Genomic DNA, 21,290 nt, shown 5'->3' with positions numbered 1-21,290 from the left:
ACCAAATTATTACACATAAAGAGGCCAGTCGTCGTAGGATACGGCGTGATACTGGAAAAGGAGAGCAATGTTACCTGCACTGACACACCAAAACGGTACTGAAGATGTCGTACTGTCGTTTCTGCAAGAGCTCGAGAAATCAGGTTTTTGTGGGGACATAGAAAGCACGTATGCCAGTCGCCTTGCGGTGGCAACGGATAATAGCGTCTACCAGCAGTTGCCTCAGGCTGTTGTATTCCCTACCCAAAATCAAGATTTGATTGTACTCGGCCAACTGGCCCAATCTGATGCCTATAAGATGATTACTTTCTCTGCTCGGGGCGGGGGAACGGGAACCAATGGCCAGTCGCTAACACCGGGGATCGTGGTTGATTTATCTCGCCATATGAACAAGGTACTAGAGATTAATGCTGATGAGGGGTGGGCTCGGGTTCAATCTGGGGTCGTCAAAGATCAGCTCAATGATGCGTTGCGTCCTCATGGTTTCTTTTTCTCGCCGGATTTATCGACCAGTAACAGGGCAACGATCGGTGGTATGATCAACACCGATGCGTCAGGTCAGGGCTCGCTTAAGTACGGCAAGACATCTGATCATGTGTTGGGGCTTAAGGCTGTGTTGGTCGATGGATCGGTACTGGATACCGAGCCACAGCAGAGTGAAGATATTCAGTCATTGGCCGACACCGGTGGACTGGCAACTCGGGCGCTGAAAATCTCAGAGCACGTTTGTCGAGACAAGCGACAGCAAATTGTCGATAAATTCCCACCGCTAAACCGTTTCCTCACCGGTTACGATCTAAAGAATGTGTTCGACGACAAGCTAAGGCAGTTTGATATCACCCGTCTGCTCTGTGGCTCGGAAGGCTCATTGGCTTTTATTACCGAGGCTAAGCTTAACCTGACTCCCATTCCGAAATCCCGCACCTTGGTCAATATCAAGTACGATAGTTTCGACTCAGCGCTGCGTAATGCCCCTATGATGGTCGAGGCGAAGGCCTTATCCGTGGAGACGGTGGACTCCCGGGTATTGAATTTGGCCAAGCAAGATATTGTCTGGCATACGGTTAGTGACTTGATTACCGATGTGCCTAACCAAGAAATGTTAGGGATCAATATTGTCGAATATGCCAGTAATGATCCCCAAGATAACCAGCAGCATGTTACCGCATTGTGCCAACAACTTGATGAAATGTTAGCGCAAAAACAACACGGCATTATTGGCTATCAGGTGTGTAATGAGCTCACGGATATCCAGAAAATTTATACAATGCGCAAAAAGGCGGTGGGACTGCTGGGCGCGGCCAAAGGCAGTAAGAAGCCGGTTCCTTTTGCTGAAGATACCTGCGTTCCGCCTGAGAACTTGGCTGATTTTATTGCTGAGTTCCGTCAGTTGTTAGATGAGTACCAGCTAGACTACGGTATGTTCGGCCACGTTGACGCGGGTGTACTTCATGTCAGACCCGCACTAGACATGTGCGATCCTGAGCAAGAGCGCTTGATGAAGCAGATTTCCGATCAGGTTGTCACCTTGGTGGCGAAATATGGCGGTCTGATGTGGGGTGAGCACGGTAAAGGTTATCGCTCTGAATATGGACCTGCGTTCTTTGGTGATGAGCTGTATACCGAGCTGCGTAGGATTAAGGCCGCGTTTGACCCTGACAATAGAATGAACCCCGGAAAAATTTGCACACCGCTCGAAAATGATGATGTGCTGGTGAAGGTTGATGGGGTGAAGCGGGGTTATTATGACCGGCAGATCCCGGTGAAGGTAAGGGATAGTTTCAAGCAGGCGATGGAGTGTAACGGTAACGGCCTATGCTTTAACTACGACACCAGCTCACCGATGTGTCCGTCGATGAAGATAAGTGCAGATCGGCGTCACTCACCGAAAGGGCGTGCAGGCTTGGTGCGTGAATGGTTGCGCTTATTGTCCGAGCAAGGGATTGATCCTGTTGTGCTAGAGAAAACCCTGATGGATAGCTCGCCATCAGTGAAGCAAATTATCGACCGTTTCAGAAACACCTTTGGTGCCAAACGCAATGAGTATGACTTTTCCCATGAAGTCATGGAGGCCATGAATGGTTGTCTGGCGTGTAAAGCCTGTGCTAGCCAATGCCCGATCAAGGTCGATGTACCTAGCTTCCGTTCGCGTTTTATGAATATGTATTACAGTCGCTACCAACGCCCGGCGAAAGATTACCTTGTCGCTTATGTCGAAAATTATTTGCCTATCATGGCCAAAGCCCCTGCGACCTTTAATGCGATGATGCGCCCGAAGTGGTCGAAGAGCTTAACGGCAAAAGCGATTGGCTATGTGGATATGCCTGCGTTGTCTGTACCAACACTGTTTGAAAGTTTGGATGGCCATCATGCCACCCGTTTTGACTTGCAGTGGTTACAGGCCCTATCAGAGCGGGAGCGGCAGGATTATGTGTTGATCGTGCAAGACCCATTTACCAGTTATTACGATGCTGAAGTGATCCGTGATTTGGTTTTCCTGGCTGAAAGGTTAGGTAAGAAACCGATGTTGGTGCCATTCAAGCCCAATGGTAAAGCTCAGCACGTGAAAGGCTTTTTGCGTCAGTTTGCCAAAACAGCCAAGAGCACCGCAGAATTTCTCAATCAGCTGGCACAGCTTGGTATACCCATGGTGGGAGTCGATCCGGCACTCGTGCTTTGCTATCGTGATGAATACGATGAAGTGTTGGGGAATAAACGCGGTGATTTCAAGGTTCTGGTAGCCCATGAATGGCTGCTACCTTTACTGAACGATAAGCCGGCATCGTCAAAAATTGAAGGCGATGACTGGTACTTGTTCGCGCACTGTACCGAAAAGACAAAGTTGCCCAATGCTGAAAAAGAGTGGGAGACTATTTTCCATCACTTTGGTGCGAACCTGATCCCTGTCTCTGTAGGCTGCTGTGGTATGGCTGGCACATTCGGCCATGAAAAAGACAAGCTAGAGATATCAAAGGGGGTTTATGCTTTGAGTTGGCAGCCTAATCTTGCCAATTTGGATGTCGAGCGATGTATGGCAACCGGTTATTCCTGTCGTAGCCAGGCCAAGCGCTTAGAGCATATTAAAATGAAACATCCGGTACAGATCTTGTTGCGAATTTTGAGCAGTCGGTGAGGCCATTCAATATTTCCATTACTAAATAAACAATGCGGCAGAAAGCCGCATTGTTTATTTAGAGCGTTAATTATACCAATCTGGATAAGTAGTTGATCAAGTATTTGCACTGGAAAAAATCGTTGTTATCAAGGCCGATATTGCAGTAACTAGTGGCTCTAATTACAAAATATCTAATGCAGAGAACAGCGATTTTAACCAGCAAGACTGATCAAATATTATGTAGGTTGGTATTATTCATCTGGAGAGAGCCAACGGTAAACTAGGCCGGCAATCAGCGCTCCGAGTAGTGGCGCTAGCCAGAACAACCATAGTTGGCTCATTGCCCAATCACCGACCATAATGGCTGGACCCGTACTGCGGGCAGGGTTGACCGAGGTATTGGTCACCGGAATACTGATCAGGTGAATAAGCGTTAGCGCTAATCCAATAGCAAGCCCAGCCATTGCCGGTGATGCAAGCTTGTGGGTAACTCCAAGGATCACGAACAGAAACATGAAAGTCATAACAAATTCAGTAATGAATCCTGACACCATGGTGTAATTACCGGGAGAATGGTCGCCATAACCGTTGGAAGCGAGCCCTCCTGCTAGGCTGAATCCGGCTTGTCCGCTGGCAATGAGATAGAGCACAAATGCACCAGCTATCGCCCCAAGGACCTGAAAGACAATATAAGGGATCACTTCGCTGGTAGGGAATCGCCCACCAGACCAGAGGCCAACGGTAACCGCAGGGTTGAGGTGGCACCCCGAAATATGCCCAATGGCATAAGCCATAGTGACAACGGTCAAACCAAAGGCCAGCGAGACCCCAAGTAAACCAATACCCACATCAGGAAAAGCAGCAGCCAGCACTGCACTGCCACACCCGCCAAGTACTAACCAGAACGTACCGATAAACTCGGCCACTAATTTTTTTATCATTTAGGCCTGCCTCTGAAGAGTCACAAAACTTCATTGAGTATAGGGGATCTGCATTAAGATACTGGCTCAACAGTGACACTAATGGGCCATAGCGGCGCATTATCAAGCAACTTTATCGGTTGAAACTTCCGTTTTAGTATTGTTTGCTGCGCCTAGTGAGCTTCTATATCGATATAAGCTTCTAGTTGCGTTGATAGCCATCTGGATATTCGGCCTAGTTGGATGTGCTTGCCGTAGATCACCCCATAAGGTTGCCAACGCATTGACTGATAATGGTTGAGTACTTTCAATGTACCGTCTCTCAAGTAGCTGTTGATCAGTACCGATGGTACGGTTGACCAGCCATTCCCATCTAGCACTGCATTGCGCAGGTGTTCGTAAAAGGTAAGAGCGATATAGTTGCTTGAGGTCGGCGAAACGGCCGTCAGGCTCTGATCTTTGATTGCTGCCAAGACGAATTCCGTAGCGTGGGCTAAATCGTCGCTGACCACATCACTGAGTTGGTTAAGAGGGTGATCAGCACGGGCTACCGACATCATGCGGATTTGTCCTAGTTGGGTATATTGGTTTTTAGGCAGGTTCCCCGTTGTTGGTAACAGGCAAAAAGCCATATCCACCATGTTCAGCTCAACCATTTCATCGAGCTCAGGAGGCGGTGCGACATAGATAGAGATACTACTGTTGGGGTAGTTGATGCTCAAATCGTGAACCAGCTGGCGCCAGAATGACTCTGGTAATGCATCATCTCTGGCGATCCGTAGGGCAGCCTCAACACCTTCGAGATGTTGGTGACATTTGGCATGGATATCATTGGCAATCATGATGATCCGCTCGGCGTCGCTTTTTATCGACTTACCAATCTCTGTTAGTTGTACCTGGTTACCGCTGCGTTGAAGTAGTGAAACGCCTAGTTCATCTTCCAACGAACTCAGTGCAGAGCTGACAGTCGTACGGTTTTTACCACACTTTTTTGCTGCCTCAGTGATCGAACCGGATTCACAGGTTTCAAGGAAAAGCGTTAATTGACTGAGCTTCATGGGGAGCCTCGACAGAGATATTTTTTCATTATCCAGTATCCAACGATAAAAATCAGTATCAGCGCCAAAAAAATTGACGGTCAGTGATTATCGTATTTTTTATCTCCTAGGTATGATCATGGTTAAGAACACAATACGAATACAAGCGGGGCTTCAGGTCTTGCACTGAGGTAATGATGCAATGCAATGTGGTACTGGAACGTAAGCTTTTACAACTATCAACTTTTTCTGCACTGTTGTTTGCCCTATTAGGGATCGGCTTCGGGCTTTGGATGGGGTCACTCGTTATTATTTTCGACGGAGCGTATTCTCTGGTTAGTTTGGCATTAACTGTATTGTCTCTTGTCGCAGCAGCATACATCCGTTCGCCATCACGTAAAGGTGCTGAAAGTACCCAAAAAATTGAACCTATAGTTATCGCCTTTAAAGGGTTGGTGATCACCATGATGTGTTGTATTTCATTTAGCTCAGCTATTTTGGCAATACGGGATGGCGGTCGTGATATTGATGCTGGTTTGGCACTGATTTTTGGTGTGATTAACGTGGCGGGTTGTTTAGCAACTTATCTAGTGATGAAGAAGTACGGAGAAGAATCGGGTTCTAACCTCGTAGTGGCAGAATCCAAGCAGTGGATGATGGACACAGTGATCAGTGGTGCTGTGCTGGTGGGGTTTATTTTAGCTTCGGTGATGAAGCATATCGGTCTAGAAGCTTATTCTGTGTATGCCGACCCAGTAATGGTTGTGGTGGCATCGGTGTACTTTGTGATCGTACCGTTGACGATGATGCTGGGTGCGCTAAAGGAGTTGCGAGGTAGTAATGATTATAAAGCACTCATTGGCTTGCGTTAATCTTCATACTGTGGACGATTGATCGGTGGTGGGTTGTGAGAGTGAGCAAGATATTTTCAGGTAGGAGCTTGGCTCCTACCTTTTAGGGTGTGGCTCTTTAACGTTTTAGCAGCAGTGTTTCTTCTATTTCACGGAAGAAGTGGGCTGTATTCATGAGAGAGGCTGCGGTCAACCCCGGCACACCGTAGATTTCGACATCAACACCAAATTTGCTTTGGACCTTGTCAACCAAGAGATCAAAGTCCCCATCACCGGATAGCAGGATAACGCGATCAACATCTGGCGCATGCTCCATCACATCAAGCGTGATACCGACATCCCAATCACCCTTGGCAGAGCCGTCGCTGCGTTGAATGAATGGTTTGAGTTTGACGTCAAAACCTATCCCACGAAGGATATTCTGGAACTGACGTTGTTTCTCATCACCGCGGTGAATCGCATACGCATAAGCCGCCACAACCTCTCTGCCTTGGGTTGCTTCAGCCCAAAAGGCATTATAATCAAAGTTACAGGCATAGGTGTCTTTGACGGTGTAATAGATGTTTTGCACATCGACAAAAATAGCGACTTTATCCACGATATCTCTTCATTGGTTGGGCCAAGGGGTAGTATAACCTTAAGCAATCGTAATATGCATGCTTCAACTGGTATTAATTGCTTAGCCTTCAGGATATTGGCGGCTAGTTATTCTATGGCATGCTATTTTTTTAACTGTACCCATCGATGAGGCTTGATCTGTGCAATTTGCCGTTATTTGGGTATATAGTAGTGCCAGATATTGATAAGACGAAGTTAGCTATGAAAAAAACAATTATTGCATTGTCTCTTCTTACTTGCTCAACAAGTAGCTTTGCTCAAAGTTGCCCGGTGAATGTGCCTAATGATATTCACATTGCTGGCAACGAAGTATCAGTCTATCAGGACGGGCAAGCCAAGTTGTTGATTGACAGTGAAAATCAGCTTTTTATTGAAGACAAACAAGTTGCGCTCTCTGAACCGCAAACACTCGCATTACAGTCATACAGTGAGCATGTGAAATCCTACCTGCCTCAAATGGCGAATTTAGCTGATGAAGGGGCCAGCATCGCGCAGGATATCATTGATGAGTTGTCTATCCATTTTGGTGGGGGGGATGCTTTCTCTGGTGCTGAGCAACTGGTTGATGAATATAGCGAGAAAGCCAAGCAAAAGTTCTATCCTGACGGCGAGTTCGTGATGCCTGCTGATGTTTTCGAATCTATGGATACAAACTGGAAGCAGGAATTCGAAGAAGCACTGAAACATATCAGTATGGAATCTATTTCTGGGATAATCGCGTCATTGTCTGCTGAAATGAAAAGCGGTGAATTGAGTTTTTCGGACTTCCAAAGTGAGTTGTCGCAATTAAAACAGCGTTTACAAGAAACGATCCGTCAACGCTCTGGCGAGGTGGCTGAGCAAGCCGGGACTATCTGCGAGTCTATTGAAGGTCTTGCCGAAGAAGAGCAAGAATTGCAGCAGGTGATCCCTGAATTGAAAGATTATCAAATGTTTGAAATATAAAATTATGGCCACAAGCTTTGGTCATATTGTATGGGTGTTTATATCCTTAGCTTATTATTATCTGATGAGTAAAGTGGTCATTGTGGCGTAGGTTGCCATTTATTGCTTAAACAGTATGTTACAAACAGTCTGAGCCGAATAGTGAAAACATGATTGGTAAGACAGATCATGTTCCATTCGCCTGATAAGGTACATTTATTAGCCAATTTATATTGTGGTATTGAGATGCTTAAGCTTGTTGTAATCATCATACTTTTGTTGCTAGGAGCGCTAGTAACTAAGTATCTTGATGAAAAATCGCAACAGAAAATTTTGATTGGTTTAGGCGTGCTGATAGCACTCGCCGTTATTGGGCTGATGGTATCAGAGCTGATACGCTAATCCTATGACCCAAGCCAACCTTGTTGGCTTGGGTACAAATTGGAACAATGGTCAGTAAGCTATTTACCTATTTGTAAATAAAGCCATTGACGATATTTTCTAAGTACTCCTGACGCCCCGATATTCTTTCTGGGGAAAGGTTATTATCGGTGACATATTTAGCCAGTGATTCTAAAGAATGATCACCAGCAAGGATATTTTTACCCAGTGAGTCATTCCACCCAGCATAGCGTTCAGCAATTTTTTTCGATAATACATCATTTTCAATCATGTCTGCTGCGCGCTGAAGCGCTAGTGCCATGGTATCCATTCCCCCGATATGACCATAGAAAAGATCGGTGCTATCAATGGATGGACGACGAAGACGAGCATCAAAGTTGAAGCCACCTGTTGTGAAACCACCGGCTTTTAGGATTTCGTAAACGACAAGAGTGTTCTCTTCTACGCTATTAGGGAACTGATCAGTATCCCAGCCTAGCTGTGCATCTCCGCGGTTAGCATCTATCGAGCCGAAAATGCCTAGTGACGTTGCCGTTGCCACTTCATGGTGGAAGCTGTGGCCTGCAAGCGTTGCGTGATTAGCTTCAATATTAACCTTAATCTCGTTTTCAAGGCCAAACTGTTTTAGGAACCCGTAGACAGTGGCTGTATCGTAGTCGTATTGATGTTTAGTAGGCTCTTGTGGTTTAGGTTCGATGAGAATGGTACCGTTAAAGCCGATTTTATGTTTGTGCTCAACGACCATCTGCATTAAGCGACCAAGTTGTTCCCGCTCTTGACGAAGATCGGTGTTAAGCAGCGTCTCATAACCTTCACGTCCCCCCCAAAGCACATAGTTTTCTCCGCCTAGGCGCTTAGTTGCCCCCATAGCATTGAAAATTTGGGTTGCTGCATAAGCAAATACTTTAGGATCTGGGTTGGAGCCCGCACCTGACATGTAGCGTGGGTTCGAAAAGGCGTTAGCCGTCCCCCAAAGCAATTTAACACCGGTTTGTTCTTGTTTTTGCTCTAACACATCAACCATGGACTGAAAGTTATTGACATATTCTTTGATCGATTTCCCTTCAGGAGCCACATCAATGTCATGAAAGCAGTAATAGGGCACACCAAGCTTTGAGAAAAACTCAAAGGCAGCATCGGCTTTCACACGCGCATTTTCCATAGGATCTGATGCTTTAAACCACTCATGCTCAAATGTACCTTGACCAAATACATCTGAGCCTTGCCAGCAGAAATTATGCCAATAACATGCAGCAAAACGTAAGTGTTCTTTCATTGATTTGCCTAGTACCATACGGTCGGCGTCGTAATGGCGGAATGCTAAAGGATTAGTTGATTCTGTACCTTCAAACTTAATTTCACTGATGTTTTTGAAAATTTCGCTCATAGCCTAAATCCTAATTATTTTTGTTGTGAACCTTATCCATTATTTATATTCAATGTTTTTACTCATCTCATCAATTATGTTTTTTAATTCTAATTTTCATCTATTTTTTAAATGTGATCTAAATCTCAGTTAATGGGTATTACCTGATTTTAATAAATGCAATCTTATTAATAGGTATCTTCATGTAATTTATGCAAATTACCCCTTATGTAACTGGGTGTTACCATATATGTCATGAACCTATCTTTTTGTACTGGGGGATAATTTAAAATTATACCGCGGTCACATACTGAGATAAAAACGAAAAAACATAAGGGCACGTTCAAATATGTTAAAAGAAGTCATCGCGGTCTCAATATAAATTAATAATAATCCGGCAGTTGTTGGATGACCAATAAAGTGAAATTAAGGACGAAATAATGAAAAAAATAATATCCCTTCTTTGTGCGTTTGCGGTAAGTGTGTGCTCGGTATCGGCAATGGCAAAAGATATCAGAATTGGCATGGCTATTGATGACCTGAGGCTTGAACGTTGGCAAAAGGACAGAGATATCTTTGTGGATCGTGCTGAATCGTTAGGGGCAAAGGTCTATGTACAGTCTTCTAATGGTAATGAGCAAACACAAATTTCTCAGATTGAAAATATGATTTCCCGTGGTGTGGATGTCCTCGTTATTATCCCTTATAACGGTGAAGTGTTGAGTAACGTTATTGCAGAAGCAAAACGTGACGGTATTCAAGTATTGGCTTATGACCGTTTAATTAACAACGCTGATATTGACTTTTACTTATCATTTGACAATGAAAAAGTTGGAGAAATGCAAGCGAAGGCGATGCTAGATGCGCAACCTAAGGGCAATTACTTCCTTATGGGAGGAGCGCCAACGGATAATAATGCGAAATTGTTCCGCCAGGGCCAGATGAATGTATTAAAACCTAAAATTGATGCTGGCGAAATTAACGTTGTGGGTGATCAGTGGGTTGATTCTTGGTTAGCAGAAAACGCACTGAAAATTATGGAAAATGCCCTGACTGCCAACGATAACAATATTGATGTTGTTGTAGCCTCAAATGATGCAACGGCCGGTGGGGCTATTCAAGCGCTAGAGGCGCAGGGACTTGCAGGTAAGGTGGCTATTTCGGGTCAAGATGCAGACTTAGCGGCAATACGTCGTATTGTTGAAGGTACACAAACCATGACGGTGTATAAGCCAATTAATACACTTGCTTCCCGTGCGGCAGAAATTGCAGTGGAACTTGGTAATGACAAGACTCCACAGTCTAACGCTAAGCTAAACAACGGTACTAAAGATGTTCCATCTTGGTTGCTAGAGCCAATTACAGTAAACAATACCAACATCAAGCAAACATTAGTTGCCGATAATTTCCATTCTGAAAAAGACATTTATCGTTAATAACAACGCCATCAAGCGTGGGCTAGCTGTGTTTAGCCCACGCATAACGGGTATGTTGTAAAGGAGTGATTAATGTTTCCGTTGCTAGAAATGCGCAATATCGTGAAGCGATTTGGATTGGTAAAAGCCCTTGATGGTGTGAGCATTCAACTTGGTCGGGGTGAGATCCTTTCTTTATGTGGTGAAAATGGCTCGGGTAAATCGACATTAGTGAAAGTGTTATGTGGTATTTATCCTGATGGCCAATTTGAGGGTGAGATACTATTTGAGGGTAGCCCTGTAATAGCAAAAGGGATTGCAGATACTGAAGCACTGGGTATTGCCATTATTCACCAAGAATTAACGCTAGTAAAAGAACTGTCGGTACTGGAAAACCTATTTCTTGGTGCAGAAATCCATACGTTCGGTGTTTTAGATTTTGATCGGATGTATGCAGAGTCGGTCAAGATGTTAGAAAAGGTTAAGTTGAATGTCTCACCGTTAACTATAGTTGGTGACCTGGGAGTGGGGCAGCAACAGTTGATTGAAATAGCCAAAGCGCTATCGAAAAATGCAAAGTTGTTAGTATTGGATGAGCCGACGGCGCCACTGACCGAATCCGAGACTGAAACGTTGCTTGAATTGGTTAAGGGGTTACGAAGTGGTGGTGTCAGCTGTATTTACATATCCCATAAACTCAATGAAGTGAAAGCGATCTCTGATCATATCTGTGTTATCCGCGATGGATTACACATTGGTACTCGAACCGCTGCGACCATGAATACTGACGATATCATCACTATGATGGTTGGGCGGGAGATGAAGCAACTTTTTCCACGCGAACCTCATGACATTGGTGAGGTGGTATTTCGGGCTAACAATATTTGGGCGTGGGACAAAGCCAATTCAGCCATTGCTAAGGTACGCGGTGCCAGCTTCGAATTAAGAAAAGGTGAAATTCTCGGCATCTCGGGTCTCGTGGGGGCAGGACGAACGGAGTTGATGGAGTGTATTTATGGTTGCTATCAAGGCCAACATACCGGCGAGATCTTTCTTGATGACGATAAGGTGAATATTAAAAGTAGCCAGGATGCGCTTCATCACGGTATTTCAATGGTACCCGAGGATCGTAAGCGCCACGGTATTGTTCCAATCATGGGAGTAGGTCAGAACATTACTTTAGCTGGGTTGGAGCAATTTTCTCGCTCGGGGATACTTAATGATGTTCAAGAAGCCTCTGAAATTGAAAAATCTATTTTGTCATTGACCGTAAAAACACCGAATGCAGAGCTGCCAATCCGTAACTTATCGGGCGGTAATCAGCAAAAAGCCATTTTGGCCCGTTTTCTTCTTACAGGGCCGAAAATTCTGATCCTCGATGAACCCACAAGAGGTATTGATGTTGGGGCTAAGTACGAAATTTATAAGCTTATTTTCACCTTAGTCAAACAAGGGATCAGTGTCATCATGGTTTCTTCTGAGTTACCCGAAGTATTGGGGATCAGTGATCGTGTTTTGATCATGCACGAAGGGGAAATTAAGGGAAATTTGGTGAACGACAATCTCACACAAGAACAAATCATGGATTGTGCACTTTCAGAGAAAGTGGCGGAAGGGGTATAGCGTCATGGAACAAGTCAAACAGGCAGCATCAAATTCAAGAAATACAAATATTAAGGATTGGTTTCAAGGAGCGAAACTCCAGCTTATTGTTATGGCGGCGGCAATCGTTTTGATCATGCTGTTCTTTAGTGTGATGACTGATTGGTCTTATCTATCGCCTCGAAATATCTCAAACCTATTTAGGCAGACCGCAATTACCGGCATTCTTGCCATTGGCATGGTATTTGTCATTGTTAGTGGAGAAATTGACTTGTCGGTCGGGTCAATGATGGGACTACTCGGTGGTGCGGCGGCCATTTTAGACGTGTGGTTCGGTCTACCATTACCTCTGACCATTATTTTTACCCTTGCCGCAGGCCTATTACTTGGGTTGTGGAACGGTTGGTGGGTCGCCTACCGTAAAGTGCCTTCATTTATTGTGACGTTGGCGGGAATGCTCGCCTTCAGAGGGATTCTTATTGGTATTACCGATGGGACCACGGTGGCCCCGACTTCGCAGGCGATGGGGATTATCGGCCAGAGCTACCTACCCAATTTACTGGGTATGGTTATTGGCCTTGGTGGTCTGGTTGTCTATTTTGGATGGCAACAGAAACGCAGGGCAATGAGACAGCAATATCAGTTATCCATGCCTCCAGCGAAAGGTGAAATATATAGGCATGCCGGTTTGGGTATTGCGGTAATGTCTATTATTCTCATCCTAAACGACTACCGTGGGGTTCCAACTCCGGTGTTGTTGTTAGCGACATTATTAATTTTGGGCACTTTTATTGCGACCAAAACACAATTTGGCCGGCGCATTTACGCTATTGGCGGCAACATTGAAGCGAGCCGGTTGTCAGGGATTAATGTTGAGAAAACCAAGCTAGCAGTATACGGGATGAACGGTTTTCTTGTCGCAATTGCTGCTTTGATCCTGTCAAGTCGGCTTGGGGCTGGCTCACCTTCGGCTGGTAATATCGCTGAGCTTGATGCGATTGCAGCTTGTGTGATCGGCGGTGCTAGCATGGCTGGTGGGGTCGGTACGGTGATTGGTGCAGTGATTGGTGCCTTTATCATGGCCTCGCTTGATAACGGAATGAGTATGATGGATGTACCGACTTTTTGGCAGTATGTTGTTAAAGGCGGGATCTTGCTATTGGCGGTATGGATGGATAGTGCCACCAAGAAAAGCCGTTAAATAGCGGTCAAGACTAGATATTGAACAGCTCCGCTACCAAGGCGGAGCTGTTATTTTAGATTTCACATTTAGCACAACTGTTTCGATGTTCTTTGGGTGTATGACCAAGGTTTTTTTTGAAGACGTTGTACATATATTGCAATGAAGGGTAGCCACACAAGTCGGAGATTTCGGCAATGGGTAATGATGTTGTTTGCAGTAAATTAGATGCCCGCTTGAGTTTGGAGTTGTGTATTTCTTGATGGATCGAGTGGCCCTGTTCGTCTTTAAACCGTGCTTCCATGTTTGAGCGTGAGATATTCACATAACTGAGTACTTGTTCAACCTTTATTCCCTTGCAGGCATTGTGGCGGATAAAGTGCATCGCCTGAATTACGTAAGGATCTTTCAGGGCTTGAAAATCCGTACTTTGGCGTTCGTGCACTTTTGTTGGTGCGACAAGGATGCGGGGTGGCGTTGGTGACTGACGAGGGGGAGATTGCGGGGTGAGTTGTTTGGCCTGGATGTGTTTGTGTAATATTTTTGCTGCTCGGTATCCCATTTCTTTGCAGCCTTGACCGACAGAGCTGAGTGATACCCGGGTGAGGTAGCGGGCTATCTCTTCATTGTCGATACCAATCACAGCGACTTTGTCGGGCACCATAATATTGAGCTGTTCACACATTTGCAGAAGATGTCGTGCTCGGGAGTCGGTCACCGCAATGATACCGGTAGGAGTGGGTAACCGTTGCAACCAGTCTGCAAGGCGGTTCATGTCGTATTGCCATGTATTCGGGTTTGTTTGGTTGCCTAGATATACTGAACTTGAATAACCCTCGCGTTCAATAATCCGTCTGAAGGCTTTTTCACGTTCATGTGCCCAACGATTAGTATGGTCATTTTTGATACCGTAAAAAGCGAAGTTCTCGAGTCCTTTCTCGCGTAGGTGTTGATAGGCTAAATCAATCAGTGCTTCGTTATCTGTTGCCACATATGGGATGGACGGATAATCGTCATCATGTTCATAAGAGCCACCGACACCGACGACAGGGATCTGGGAATTGTTTAGTAGTCCCTTTATTTGCGGATTATCAAAGTCGGCAATAACGCCGTCTCCTTGCCACGATTTAAAATTGTCTAAGTGTGTAGTGAAGTCTTCTTCTAAATAAATATCCCATTCACACTGAGAAGCTTGTAAATATTCACCGATGCCTTCAATCACTTCTCGGTCATAGACTTTATTTGCATTAAATAACAAAGTGATTCGAAATCGTTGATCCATCTATACCTACTTATCATGTTATATATAGTGGTAATTCTATCAGTAGATTTTCTCGCAGGGTGTGATCGCCCCCTCAGTCGTTAAATCCGTTAAATTCAGTGTTAAATATCGTAATTGTCAGGCACTTTCAGGTCATTGATACTGGCATGTAAACATATTCAAGGACGGTTACTCCACACCGTGCAAACATTTTTCATGTCCAGTAAAAGGATGCCCTATGTATATCGGAATTGATCTCGGCACGTCAGGTGTAAAAGCCATCGTATTATCGAAAACGGGCGACATTGTTGCTTCTAAGTCCGTAGCACTTGATGTTTCTCGGCCAGCCCCTTTGTGGTCAGAGCAATCTCCAGAAGATTGGTGGGAGGCAACCTGCCAGGCTATATCAGGGGTGGGGGAGCTCACCGACTTGCGTCAAGTGAAAGCGATTGGTTTGTCGGGACAAATGCATGGCGCGACTTTACTGGGTAAAGGTGGCGACATTCTTCGCCCTGCAATATTGTGGAATGATGGCCGCTGTGAGGCTGAATGTCAGCAGCTAGAAGCTGAGGTGATCAACAGTCGTGATATTACAGGCAACATCATGATGCCTGGTTTTACGGCACCGAAGCTAAAATGGGTCGCAAATTATGAGCCAGAGATCTTTGCAATGGTTGATAAGGTTTTGTTGCCGAAAGACTATCTGCGCTACAAAATGACCGGTGATTTTGCTTCTGATATGTCAGATTCAGCAGGGACGTGTTGGCTAGATGTCAGCAAACGCGACTGGAATGATGACTTGTTAGCAGCCACAGGGCTGACACGGGCTAATATGCCTACTCTATATGAAGGAAGCGAAGTCACAGGCTATTTGAAAGAGGAAATTGCACAGCGTTGGGGAATGGCAAAGGTTCCTGTGGTTGCTGGTGGTGGTGATAACGCAGCTGGTGCGGTTGGTGTTGGGATAACCCAGGCAGGACAAGCCATGCTGTCGCTCGGCACTTCAGGCGTTTACTTTGCCGTAAGCGATGGGTTTATTTCCAACCCGGAGTCGGCACTGCATAGTTTTTGTCATGCACTTCCTAATACATGGCATACGATGTCAGTCATATTGAGTGCCGCATCTTGCTTAAGCTGGGTTGCTGCTCTGACAGGCTTTGACGATGTTGGCGATATGATTGTACAAGTTGAACAAGGTGCTGATCGCAATTCGACCGTCGTATTCCTGCCTTACTTATCAGGTGAGCGAACGCCTTATAATGATCCTAATGCAAAAGGCGTGTTTTTTGGTATGACACATTCAACGACTAAGCTCGAGCTTGCTCAGGCTGTCATGGAAGGTGTTGGCTTTGCGTTTGCCGATGGCTTCGATGCATTGCATGTGACAAAGATGATCCCAGAGGAAGTGTCTTTGATTGGTGGGGGCGCGCGAAGTGAGTATTGGCGTCAGATGCTAGCTGATATTGTTGGCTTGCCGTTGGTTTTTCGCAAAGGAGGGGATGTTGGTCCGGCACTCGGTGCGGCAAGATTGGCAATTTTGGCTACTGAGTCTGAAGTGGATATCGCACAGGTATGCCCGGTACCGGAATTAGTTCAGCGTCATATTCCAAACTCAGAGAAGCAACGATTTTATAGGGCAAAGCGAGAGACATACCAAGCGCTATATACCAACCTTAAAGGGCTCTTTTAACCTGAGTTGATAACAACAGTGCCAGCAAAAAGCTGGCACTGTTGATACTTTCGGTACTTATATTTATCTTACTCGGGAACGGGTAGGCTTACCATTACGAGGCCCTTTGCCGCTACCACTACCGCCTTGTCTCGTCTGTGGCTTGGATCCGTTTGTTGACCCTTTGGTATTTTTACCGTTACGTGACGAGGAAGCAGAGCCATTATTTTTGCCGCCGTTGGTGTTACCACCTGTTTGGCTACCATTCTTACGCTGACTATCACCACGTTGACCACCACGCTTGCCATCCTTACGGATATCAGGCTGGTTGGGGTGCTTGGTCGCAAAGCGTTTGGCACCGTGGCGACCCGAGCCGCGACGCTGCGCTGGTGTCATTTCTGCTTCGCTGCCTTCTTCAGGCACCAAACAACTGGCTCTGTCACCGATCAAGTGCTTCTTACCCATATTGATCAGGGCTTCGCGGATCAGTGGCCAGTTCAAAGGGTCGTGGTAGCGTAGCAGTGCTTTGTGCAAGCGACGTTGACGTTCACCTTTGGCTACAAACAGATCTTCACGCTTTTTGTATTTAACACGCTTTAGCGGGTTAGTTTCAGAGTGATACATCGCTGTGGCGTTACACATCGGTGATGGATAGAAGTTCTGAACCTGATCACACTCGAATTCGTTTTTCTTCAGCCACAATGCCAAGTTCAGCATGTCATCATCCGTTGAACCCGGGTGTGCCGAGATGAAGTAAGGGATCAGGTATTGTTTCTTACCCGCTTCCTTGCTGTACTTTTCGAACATATCTTTAAAGCGGTCATAAGTACCCATGCCCGGCTTCATCATCAGATCCAGCGTGCCTTTCTCTGTGTGTTCAGGGGCAATCTTCAGATAACCACCCACGTGATGAGTTACCAGCTCTTTGACGTACTCTGGTGATTCAACCGCGAGATCGTAACGTACACCGGAGGCGATCATGATCTTCTTGATACCATCAACATTTCGCGCTTTGCGGTAGAGATCGATGGTGTGTTTATGATCGGTATCTAGCTTCTTACAGATCTCAGGGAAGATACATGACGGACGACGGCAGTTCTTCTCGGCACGAGGATCAGAGCACCCCAATCGGTACATGTTAGCTGTTGGGCCGCCCAAGTCAGAAATTGTCCCGGTAAAGCCTGGTACCTTGTCACGGATCTCTTCTAGCTCACTAAGGATTGACTCTTGTGAACGGTTTTGAATGATACGGCCTTCATGTTCGGTGATGGAGCAGAAAGAGCAGCCACCAAAACAACCACGCATGATATTGACACTGGTCTTGATCATGTCATAAGCAGGAATTTTAGCTTTGCCATAAGTTGGATGTGGTACGCGGGCATAAGGCAAACCGAACACAAAATCCATCTCTTCTGTGGTGAGAGGGATAGGCGGGCGGTTTATCCACAACTCGCGATCACCGTGCTTCTGGACCAAGGCGCGGGCTGAGTACGGGTTGGTCTCAAGGTGCATGACACGGCTGGCGTGGGCATACAGAATACGGTCGTTACGCAGCTTTTCGAAAGAAGGTAAACGAATAACGGTCGTTTCAGGGTCATGACGAGATGGCTGGATTTGAACTGGTTGTGCAACAGGCTCTTGTGCTTTTTCATCTTTATTGGTGGCACAGGTTTCTTCTGTTGCATACGGGTTGAGCATTGGCATTGCCTTGCCCGGTTTTTCAATGCGGCTAGAGTCAATTTCTCTATAATGCTCTGGGCATTCGCGCATCATCACAGCCGTGCCCGCGATGTTCGTCAGCTCGGAAATATGTTGACCATTCGCAAGACGGTGGGCAACTTCCACCAAGGCACGCTCGGCGTTACCAAAGAGCAAGATATCGCCTTTGGCATCTTGCAGTACCGAACGGCGCACTTTATCTGACCAGTAATCGTAGTGGGCAAGGCGTCGCAGGCTGGCCTCAATACCACCCAGTACGATAGGGGTTTCTTTGTACGCTTCACGACAGCGTTGGGAGTACACCAATACCGCACGGTCAGGGCGCTTGCCCCCTTCGTTATTTGGTGTGTAGGCATCATCATGACGCAATTTACGATCAGCGGTATAGCGGTTGATCATCGAGTCCATGTTGCCGGCAGTGATGCCGAAAAACAGATTAGGTTGACCGAGCGCCATGAAGGCATCTTTGTTGTTCCATTCCGGTTGCGCGATGATGCCAACACGGAAACCTTGCGCTTCAAGCAAGCGCCCGATGACAGCCATACCAAAGCTCGGGTGGTCAACGTAGGCATCACCGGTAACGATAATAATGTCACAGCTATCCCAGCCCAGCGCGTCCATTTCAGCACGGCTAGTCGGTAGGAACGGTGCAGTACCGTAGCATTCTGCCCAGTACTTTGGATATTCGTTAATTTTATTTAAATTCATGCTCTTACATTAAACTACGTCTAAAAGGGGGCATATAGGGGACATGTCTATATGCAAAGTGCCTTGCTCTAACTATTGGTCCCAAGGCCCGTTATATTCAATGGGCATCACTTGCACTCATATGCCCCAGTTTTAGATATAAATGTACTTCGCTCCATACAACAAAGGCTTCCATAGAAGCACTCGATTCTAGTATAGGGCTATAAGGGGAGGGGAGTTTAACATGTTCATACCGTATTACGGTAATTTATGTGCTAAGGCGACCAATGCCTTTTGTCATCATTTTGATTATATAGCTACTGTTTGTGGCGTATGGCTCTTTTCACAATCAATACGGATAAATCCATGTTGAATTGCTGATGAATAGGCCTCTTTAATATGGCGTTTACATCTCCCCTCGCTTCCTCAAATCTAGCACCCAGCTCTCTCATTAATACCAATCTGGATAAGTAGTTGATCAAGTATTTGCACTGGAAAAATCGTTGTTATCAAGGCAGATATTGCAGTAACTAGTGGCTCTAATTACAAAATATCTAATGCAGAGAACAGCGATTCTAACCAGCAAGACTGATCAAATATTTATGTAGGTTGGTATAACCCAATTTGAGCTGCTAGGCGAGGTTCTACCATTGCCCGAGCCTTTATGTGGTCTTTATAAGTAACAGTTTTACAGTCCCATAAAGTGTCATCGCATTTAAGAAAGTAGTTCGCTGATGGTTGTTAACGCAGAATTGCCCCATTCCTTGTTGTGTTATTCATTTTTACGACCATACCATTCTTGAAAGTGGGCTCTTTCAGCACTGCATTGTTGTAAGGTTAACGTTTTTATTTGGTGATCGGATGTGCCACCTCGGCCCAGCTTAGTAGTGAGCCCCGAGGATAGGCATAAATTACGATTCGTTATTGGGCGAATTAAACCCTCGTTCGTTAACTCAATCTGCTGTAGCTCACTTTCATTACAATTATTTAAATTTACTTGAGCGCCGATTGAAAGCTCACTGAATTCTGCGCAGAGATCAAAATGGGGGAGGTAAAACTGGTTTTGTGCGATTTTCGTTGAGTCAAATACTTGATCAATGCCTAAATCACCACGGTAGCTATAACACGTATGAGACTGTAGTGGTTTATCAATGGTAGCATTTTCGCCCTGTCCAACCATATCTAAGCAATAGCTACTCAAAAAACCATCTAGTTGGTGCTTTTGTGCGATTTCCACATTTTGTGCCATCGCTGCAGGTAAACTAGACACAACAGTAAGCAATAGTGTCAAAAGTAGACGGTTCATTCTGGCTCCCTATACAAATACTTTACAGCTATTATTCGTTACCTGACACAGCAAAAAGCATAGTTTAGATCTCCCCCCTAGTCAGGCCGACATGTTCAAAGACGTTTCTGCTCCAAACGTTTTAGTACTCATAGATTTGGTAACAGAACACTGCTAGTGTGCATGCGCATTACTGTATGTACCTCACCTCCGATGACATCGTCATTTGAGCTCTATTATCCCTGTTTTAACGAAAGTGTATTGATAATTTGCCTGTTTATCGAGTTAAGCATACTTCTTAGACTAATCACTAAGCATATATAACCGATAAATCAATATGAAAATTTTAATGAAAAGATCAACTTTAGCATTAATAACAACACTCATTGCCCCCCCAATATTTGCTGCTGAAGGCTCTTCAAAAACTGTCGCGACAAACGATATTGAGTGGGGGGGCTTGAATTCACTTCATGGTGTATTGAGTCCAGGTGCAGCCGATATTTGGGGGGATCGTATAACAGATACGATCGAGATTACTGATAGTACACATAGAGGTTAATTATGAAAAAAACAGCTTTCGTTATCATCAGCGCTTTGTTTCTGTCTACACCAGTCTTGGCTAACAGCGTGCTTGATTACCACCTATCCTCTGTAGGTGAGCGTAATGCGCTAGCAACGATTCAACTAGAAAAATCAAACTTAGGTTCAATAAGCGTAATGGATGTGCAATTGCATAACTCAGGAGAAGCGAATATGCCGGCTGGCCATAAAATCAATGGTTCTGAAAACGACAGCAGCCAGTCTGTGTTTGAGTATCACTTGAACACCATCGATTAAGAAAGGGCTGGTGAGAAAGCACCTGCCCCAAGACATGTTTAGAACACATGAAACCATCATGAGATCTATTTGGGCAACAAGCTGTTGCCCAATTTGTCCAACAGCCTGTTGGACAAACTCTCGGACTCAATTGTGCAAGAACCTCTTGCACAATTGCGAAACAACCTGTTTCGTGAATTATTTTTGCCCCATTGTGCGTTAGTGCTGAAACTCATTCACAGTCTGTTAATGGTGATTAGGTATACATTTTCTAATCTCTGCTACCTTAGCGAGATACAACAAAAAGTCAGCCGATGGCTGACCTTTTGTTGTGGTGCATAGAACGGTAAGCGCCCCATAAACACCGCATTCTAATAGCCTCAGTCCCCAATTATGATCTTACTTCACCAACACGGAGGTAAG

The 21,290-nt window shown here is 45.4% G+C and carries 17 protein-coding genes; 10 read left to right on the top strand and 7 right to left on the bottom strand.

Annotation, left to right across the window (positions count from 1 at the left end):
- Positions 1-67: 67 nt before the first annotated feature.
- The gene (gene ydiJ / locus ACVA53_RS17305; RefSeq protein ID WP_446505770.1) at positions 68-3,133 is read left to right on the top strand and encodes a D-2-hydroxyglutarate dehydrogenase YdiJ; all 3,066 of its coding nucleotides are present in this window, start codon (positions 68-70) and stop codon (positions 3,131-3,133) included.
- A 233-nt stretch (positions 3,134-3,366) separates the two neighbouring features.
- On the opposite strand, the gene aqpZ is transcribed toward ydiJ, so the two are convergent.
- The gene (gene aqpZ, locus ACVA53_RS17300) at positions 3,367-4,053 is read right to left on the bottom strand and encodes an aquaporin Z (RefSeq protein ID WP_446505802.1); all 687 of its coding nucleotides are present in this window, start codon (positions 4,051-4,053) and stop codon (positions 3,367-3,369) included.
- Between the two features lie 155 nt (positions 4,054-4,208).
- Positions 4,209-5,093, bottom strand: coding sequence for a LysR family transcriptional regulator (locus tag ACVA53_RS17295; protein WP_446505769.1), 885 nt, complete (start codon positions 5,091-5,093; stop codon positions 4,209-4,211).
- Positions 5,094-5,266: 173 nt separating this feature from the next.
- Between ACVA53_RS17295 and ACVA53_RS17290 the strand changes: the two genes are divergently transcribed.
- Complete coding sequence (locus ACVA53_RS17290) at positions 5,267-5,944, top strand: cation transporter (protein ID WP_446505768.1); 678 nt, start codon at positions 5,267-5,269, stop codon at positions 5,942-5,944.
- A gap of 97 nt (positions 5,945-6,041) precedes the next feature.
- On the opposite strand, the gene ACVA53_RS17285 is transcribed toward ACVA53_RS17290, so the two are convergent.
- On the bottom strand, positions 6,042-6,521 hold the full coding sequence (locus ACVA53_RS17285; protein ID WP_446505767.1) for a LabA-like NYN domain-containing protein: 480 nt from the start codon (positions 6,519-6,521) through the stop codon (positions 6,042-6,044).
- A gap of 221 nt (positions 6,522-6,742) precedes the next feature.
- On the opposite strand from ACVA53_RS17285, the gene ACVA53_RS17280 reads away from it, so the two are divergent.
- Complete coding sequence (locus ACVA53_RS17280; RefSeq protein ID WP_446505766.1) at positions 6,743-7,486, top strand: DUF2884 family protein; 744 nt, start codon at positions 6,743-6,745, stop codon at positions 7,484-7,486.
- A 168-nt stretch (positions 7,487-7,654) separates the two neighbouring features.
- On the top strand, positions 7,655-7,867 hold the full coding sequence (locus ACVA53_RS17275; protein ID WP_446505765.1) for a hypothetical protein: 213 nt from the start codon (positions 7,655-7,657) through the stop codon (positions 7,865-7,867).
- Between the two features lie 67 nt (positions 7,868-7,934).
- On the opposite strand, the gene xylA is transcribed toward ACVA53_RS17275, so the two are convergent.
- The gene (gene xylA / locus ACVA53_RS17270) at positions 7,935-9,254 is read right to left on the bottom strand and encodes a xylose isomerase (protein ID WP_446505764.1); all 1,320 of its coding nucleotides are present in this window, start codon (positions 9,252-9,254) and stop codon (positions 7,935-7,937) included.
- A 419-nt stretch (positions 9,255-9,673) separates the two neighbouring features.
- Between xylA and xylF the strand changes: the two genes are divergently transcribed.
- The 3 genes from xylF (at position 9,674) to ACVA53_RS17255 (ending at position 13,451) form a co-directional block, all read left to right on the top strand.
- Positions 9,674-10,669: a D-xylose ABC transporter substrate-binding protein gene (gene xylF, locus ACVA53_RS17265; RefSeq protein ID WP_446505763.1), complete on the top strand. Its 996-nt coding sequence runs from the start codon at positions 9,674-9,676 to the stop codon at positions 10,667-10,669.
- 72 nt (positions 10,670-10,741) lie between these two features.
- Complete coding sequence (locus ACVA53_RS17260; RefSeq protein ID WP_446505762.1) at positions 10,742-12,271, top strand: xylose ABC transporter ATP-binding protein; 1,530 nt, start codon at positions 10,742-10,744, stop codon at positions 12,269-12,271.
- Positions 12,272-12,275: 4 nt separating this feature from the next.
- Positions 12,276-13,451 (top strand): sugar ABC transporter permease, encoded by a 1,176-nt coding sequence (locus ACVA53_RS17255; RefSeq protein ID WP_446505761.1) that lies wholly within the window; start codon positions 12,276-12,278, stop codon positions 13,449-13,451.
- Between the two features lie 55 nt (positions 13,452-13,506).
- On the opposite strand, the gene ACVA53_RS17250 is transcribed toward ACVA53_RS17255, so the two are convergent.
- A complete protein-coding gene (locus ACVA53_RS17250; protein WP_446505760.1) occupies positions 13,507-14,712 on the bottom strand; it encodes a XylR family transcriptional regulator in 1,206 nt (401 codons plus the stop codon).
- 217 nt (positions 14,713-14,929) lie between these two features.
- Here ACVA53_RS17250 and xylB point away from each other — a divergent pair, with 217 nt between their 5' ends.
- Entirely contained in the window at positions 14,930-16,381 is a 1,452-nt protein-coding gene (xylB, locus tag ACVA53_RS17245; RefSeq protein ID WP_446505759.1) for a xylulokinase, read from the top strand.
- Positions 16,382-16,444: 63 nt separating this feature from the next.
- Here the strand turns inward: xylB and ACVA53_RS17240 are convergent, their stop codons facing one another.
- On the bottom strand, positions 16,445-18,787 hold the full coding sequence (locus ACVA53_RS17240) for a YgiQ family radical SAM protein (RefSeq protein WP_446505758.1): 2,343 nt from the start codon (positions 18,785-18,787) through the stop codon (positions 16,445-16,447).
- Positions 18,788-19,538: 751 nt separating this feature from the next.
- Positions 19,539-20,072, bottom strand: coding sequence for a hypothetical protein (locus tag ACVA53_RS17235; RefSeq protein ID WP_446505757.1), 534 nt, complete (start codon positions 20,070-20,072; stop codon positions 19,539-19,541).
- Between the two features lie 328 nt (positions 20,073-20,400).
- Here ACVA53_RS17235 and ACVA53_RS17230 point away from each other — a divergent pair, with 328 nt between their 5' ends.
- Both ACVA53_RS17230 and ACVA53_RS17225 read left to right on the top strand, forming a co-directional pair.
- The gene (locus ACVA53_RS17230) at positions 20,401-20,610 is read left to right on the top strand and encodes a hypothetical protein (RefSeq protein ID WP_446505756.1); all 210 of its coding nucleotides are present in this window, start codon (positions 20,401-20,403) and stop codon (positions 20,608-20,610) included.
- Between the two features lie 2 nt (positions 20,611-20,612).
- Entirely contained in the window at positions 20,613-20,888 is a 276-nt protein-coding gene (locus tag ACVA53_RS17225; RefSeq protein ID WP_446505755.1) for a hypothetical protein, read from the top strand.
- Positions 20,889-21,290: the final 402 nt, after the last annotated feature.

This window comes from Photobacterium sp. DNB23_23_1 (assembly GCF_052873815.1).
The sequence above is the reverse complement of the archived record's forward strand: the minus strand, read 5'-3'. Positions and strand labels throughout refer to the sequence as shown.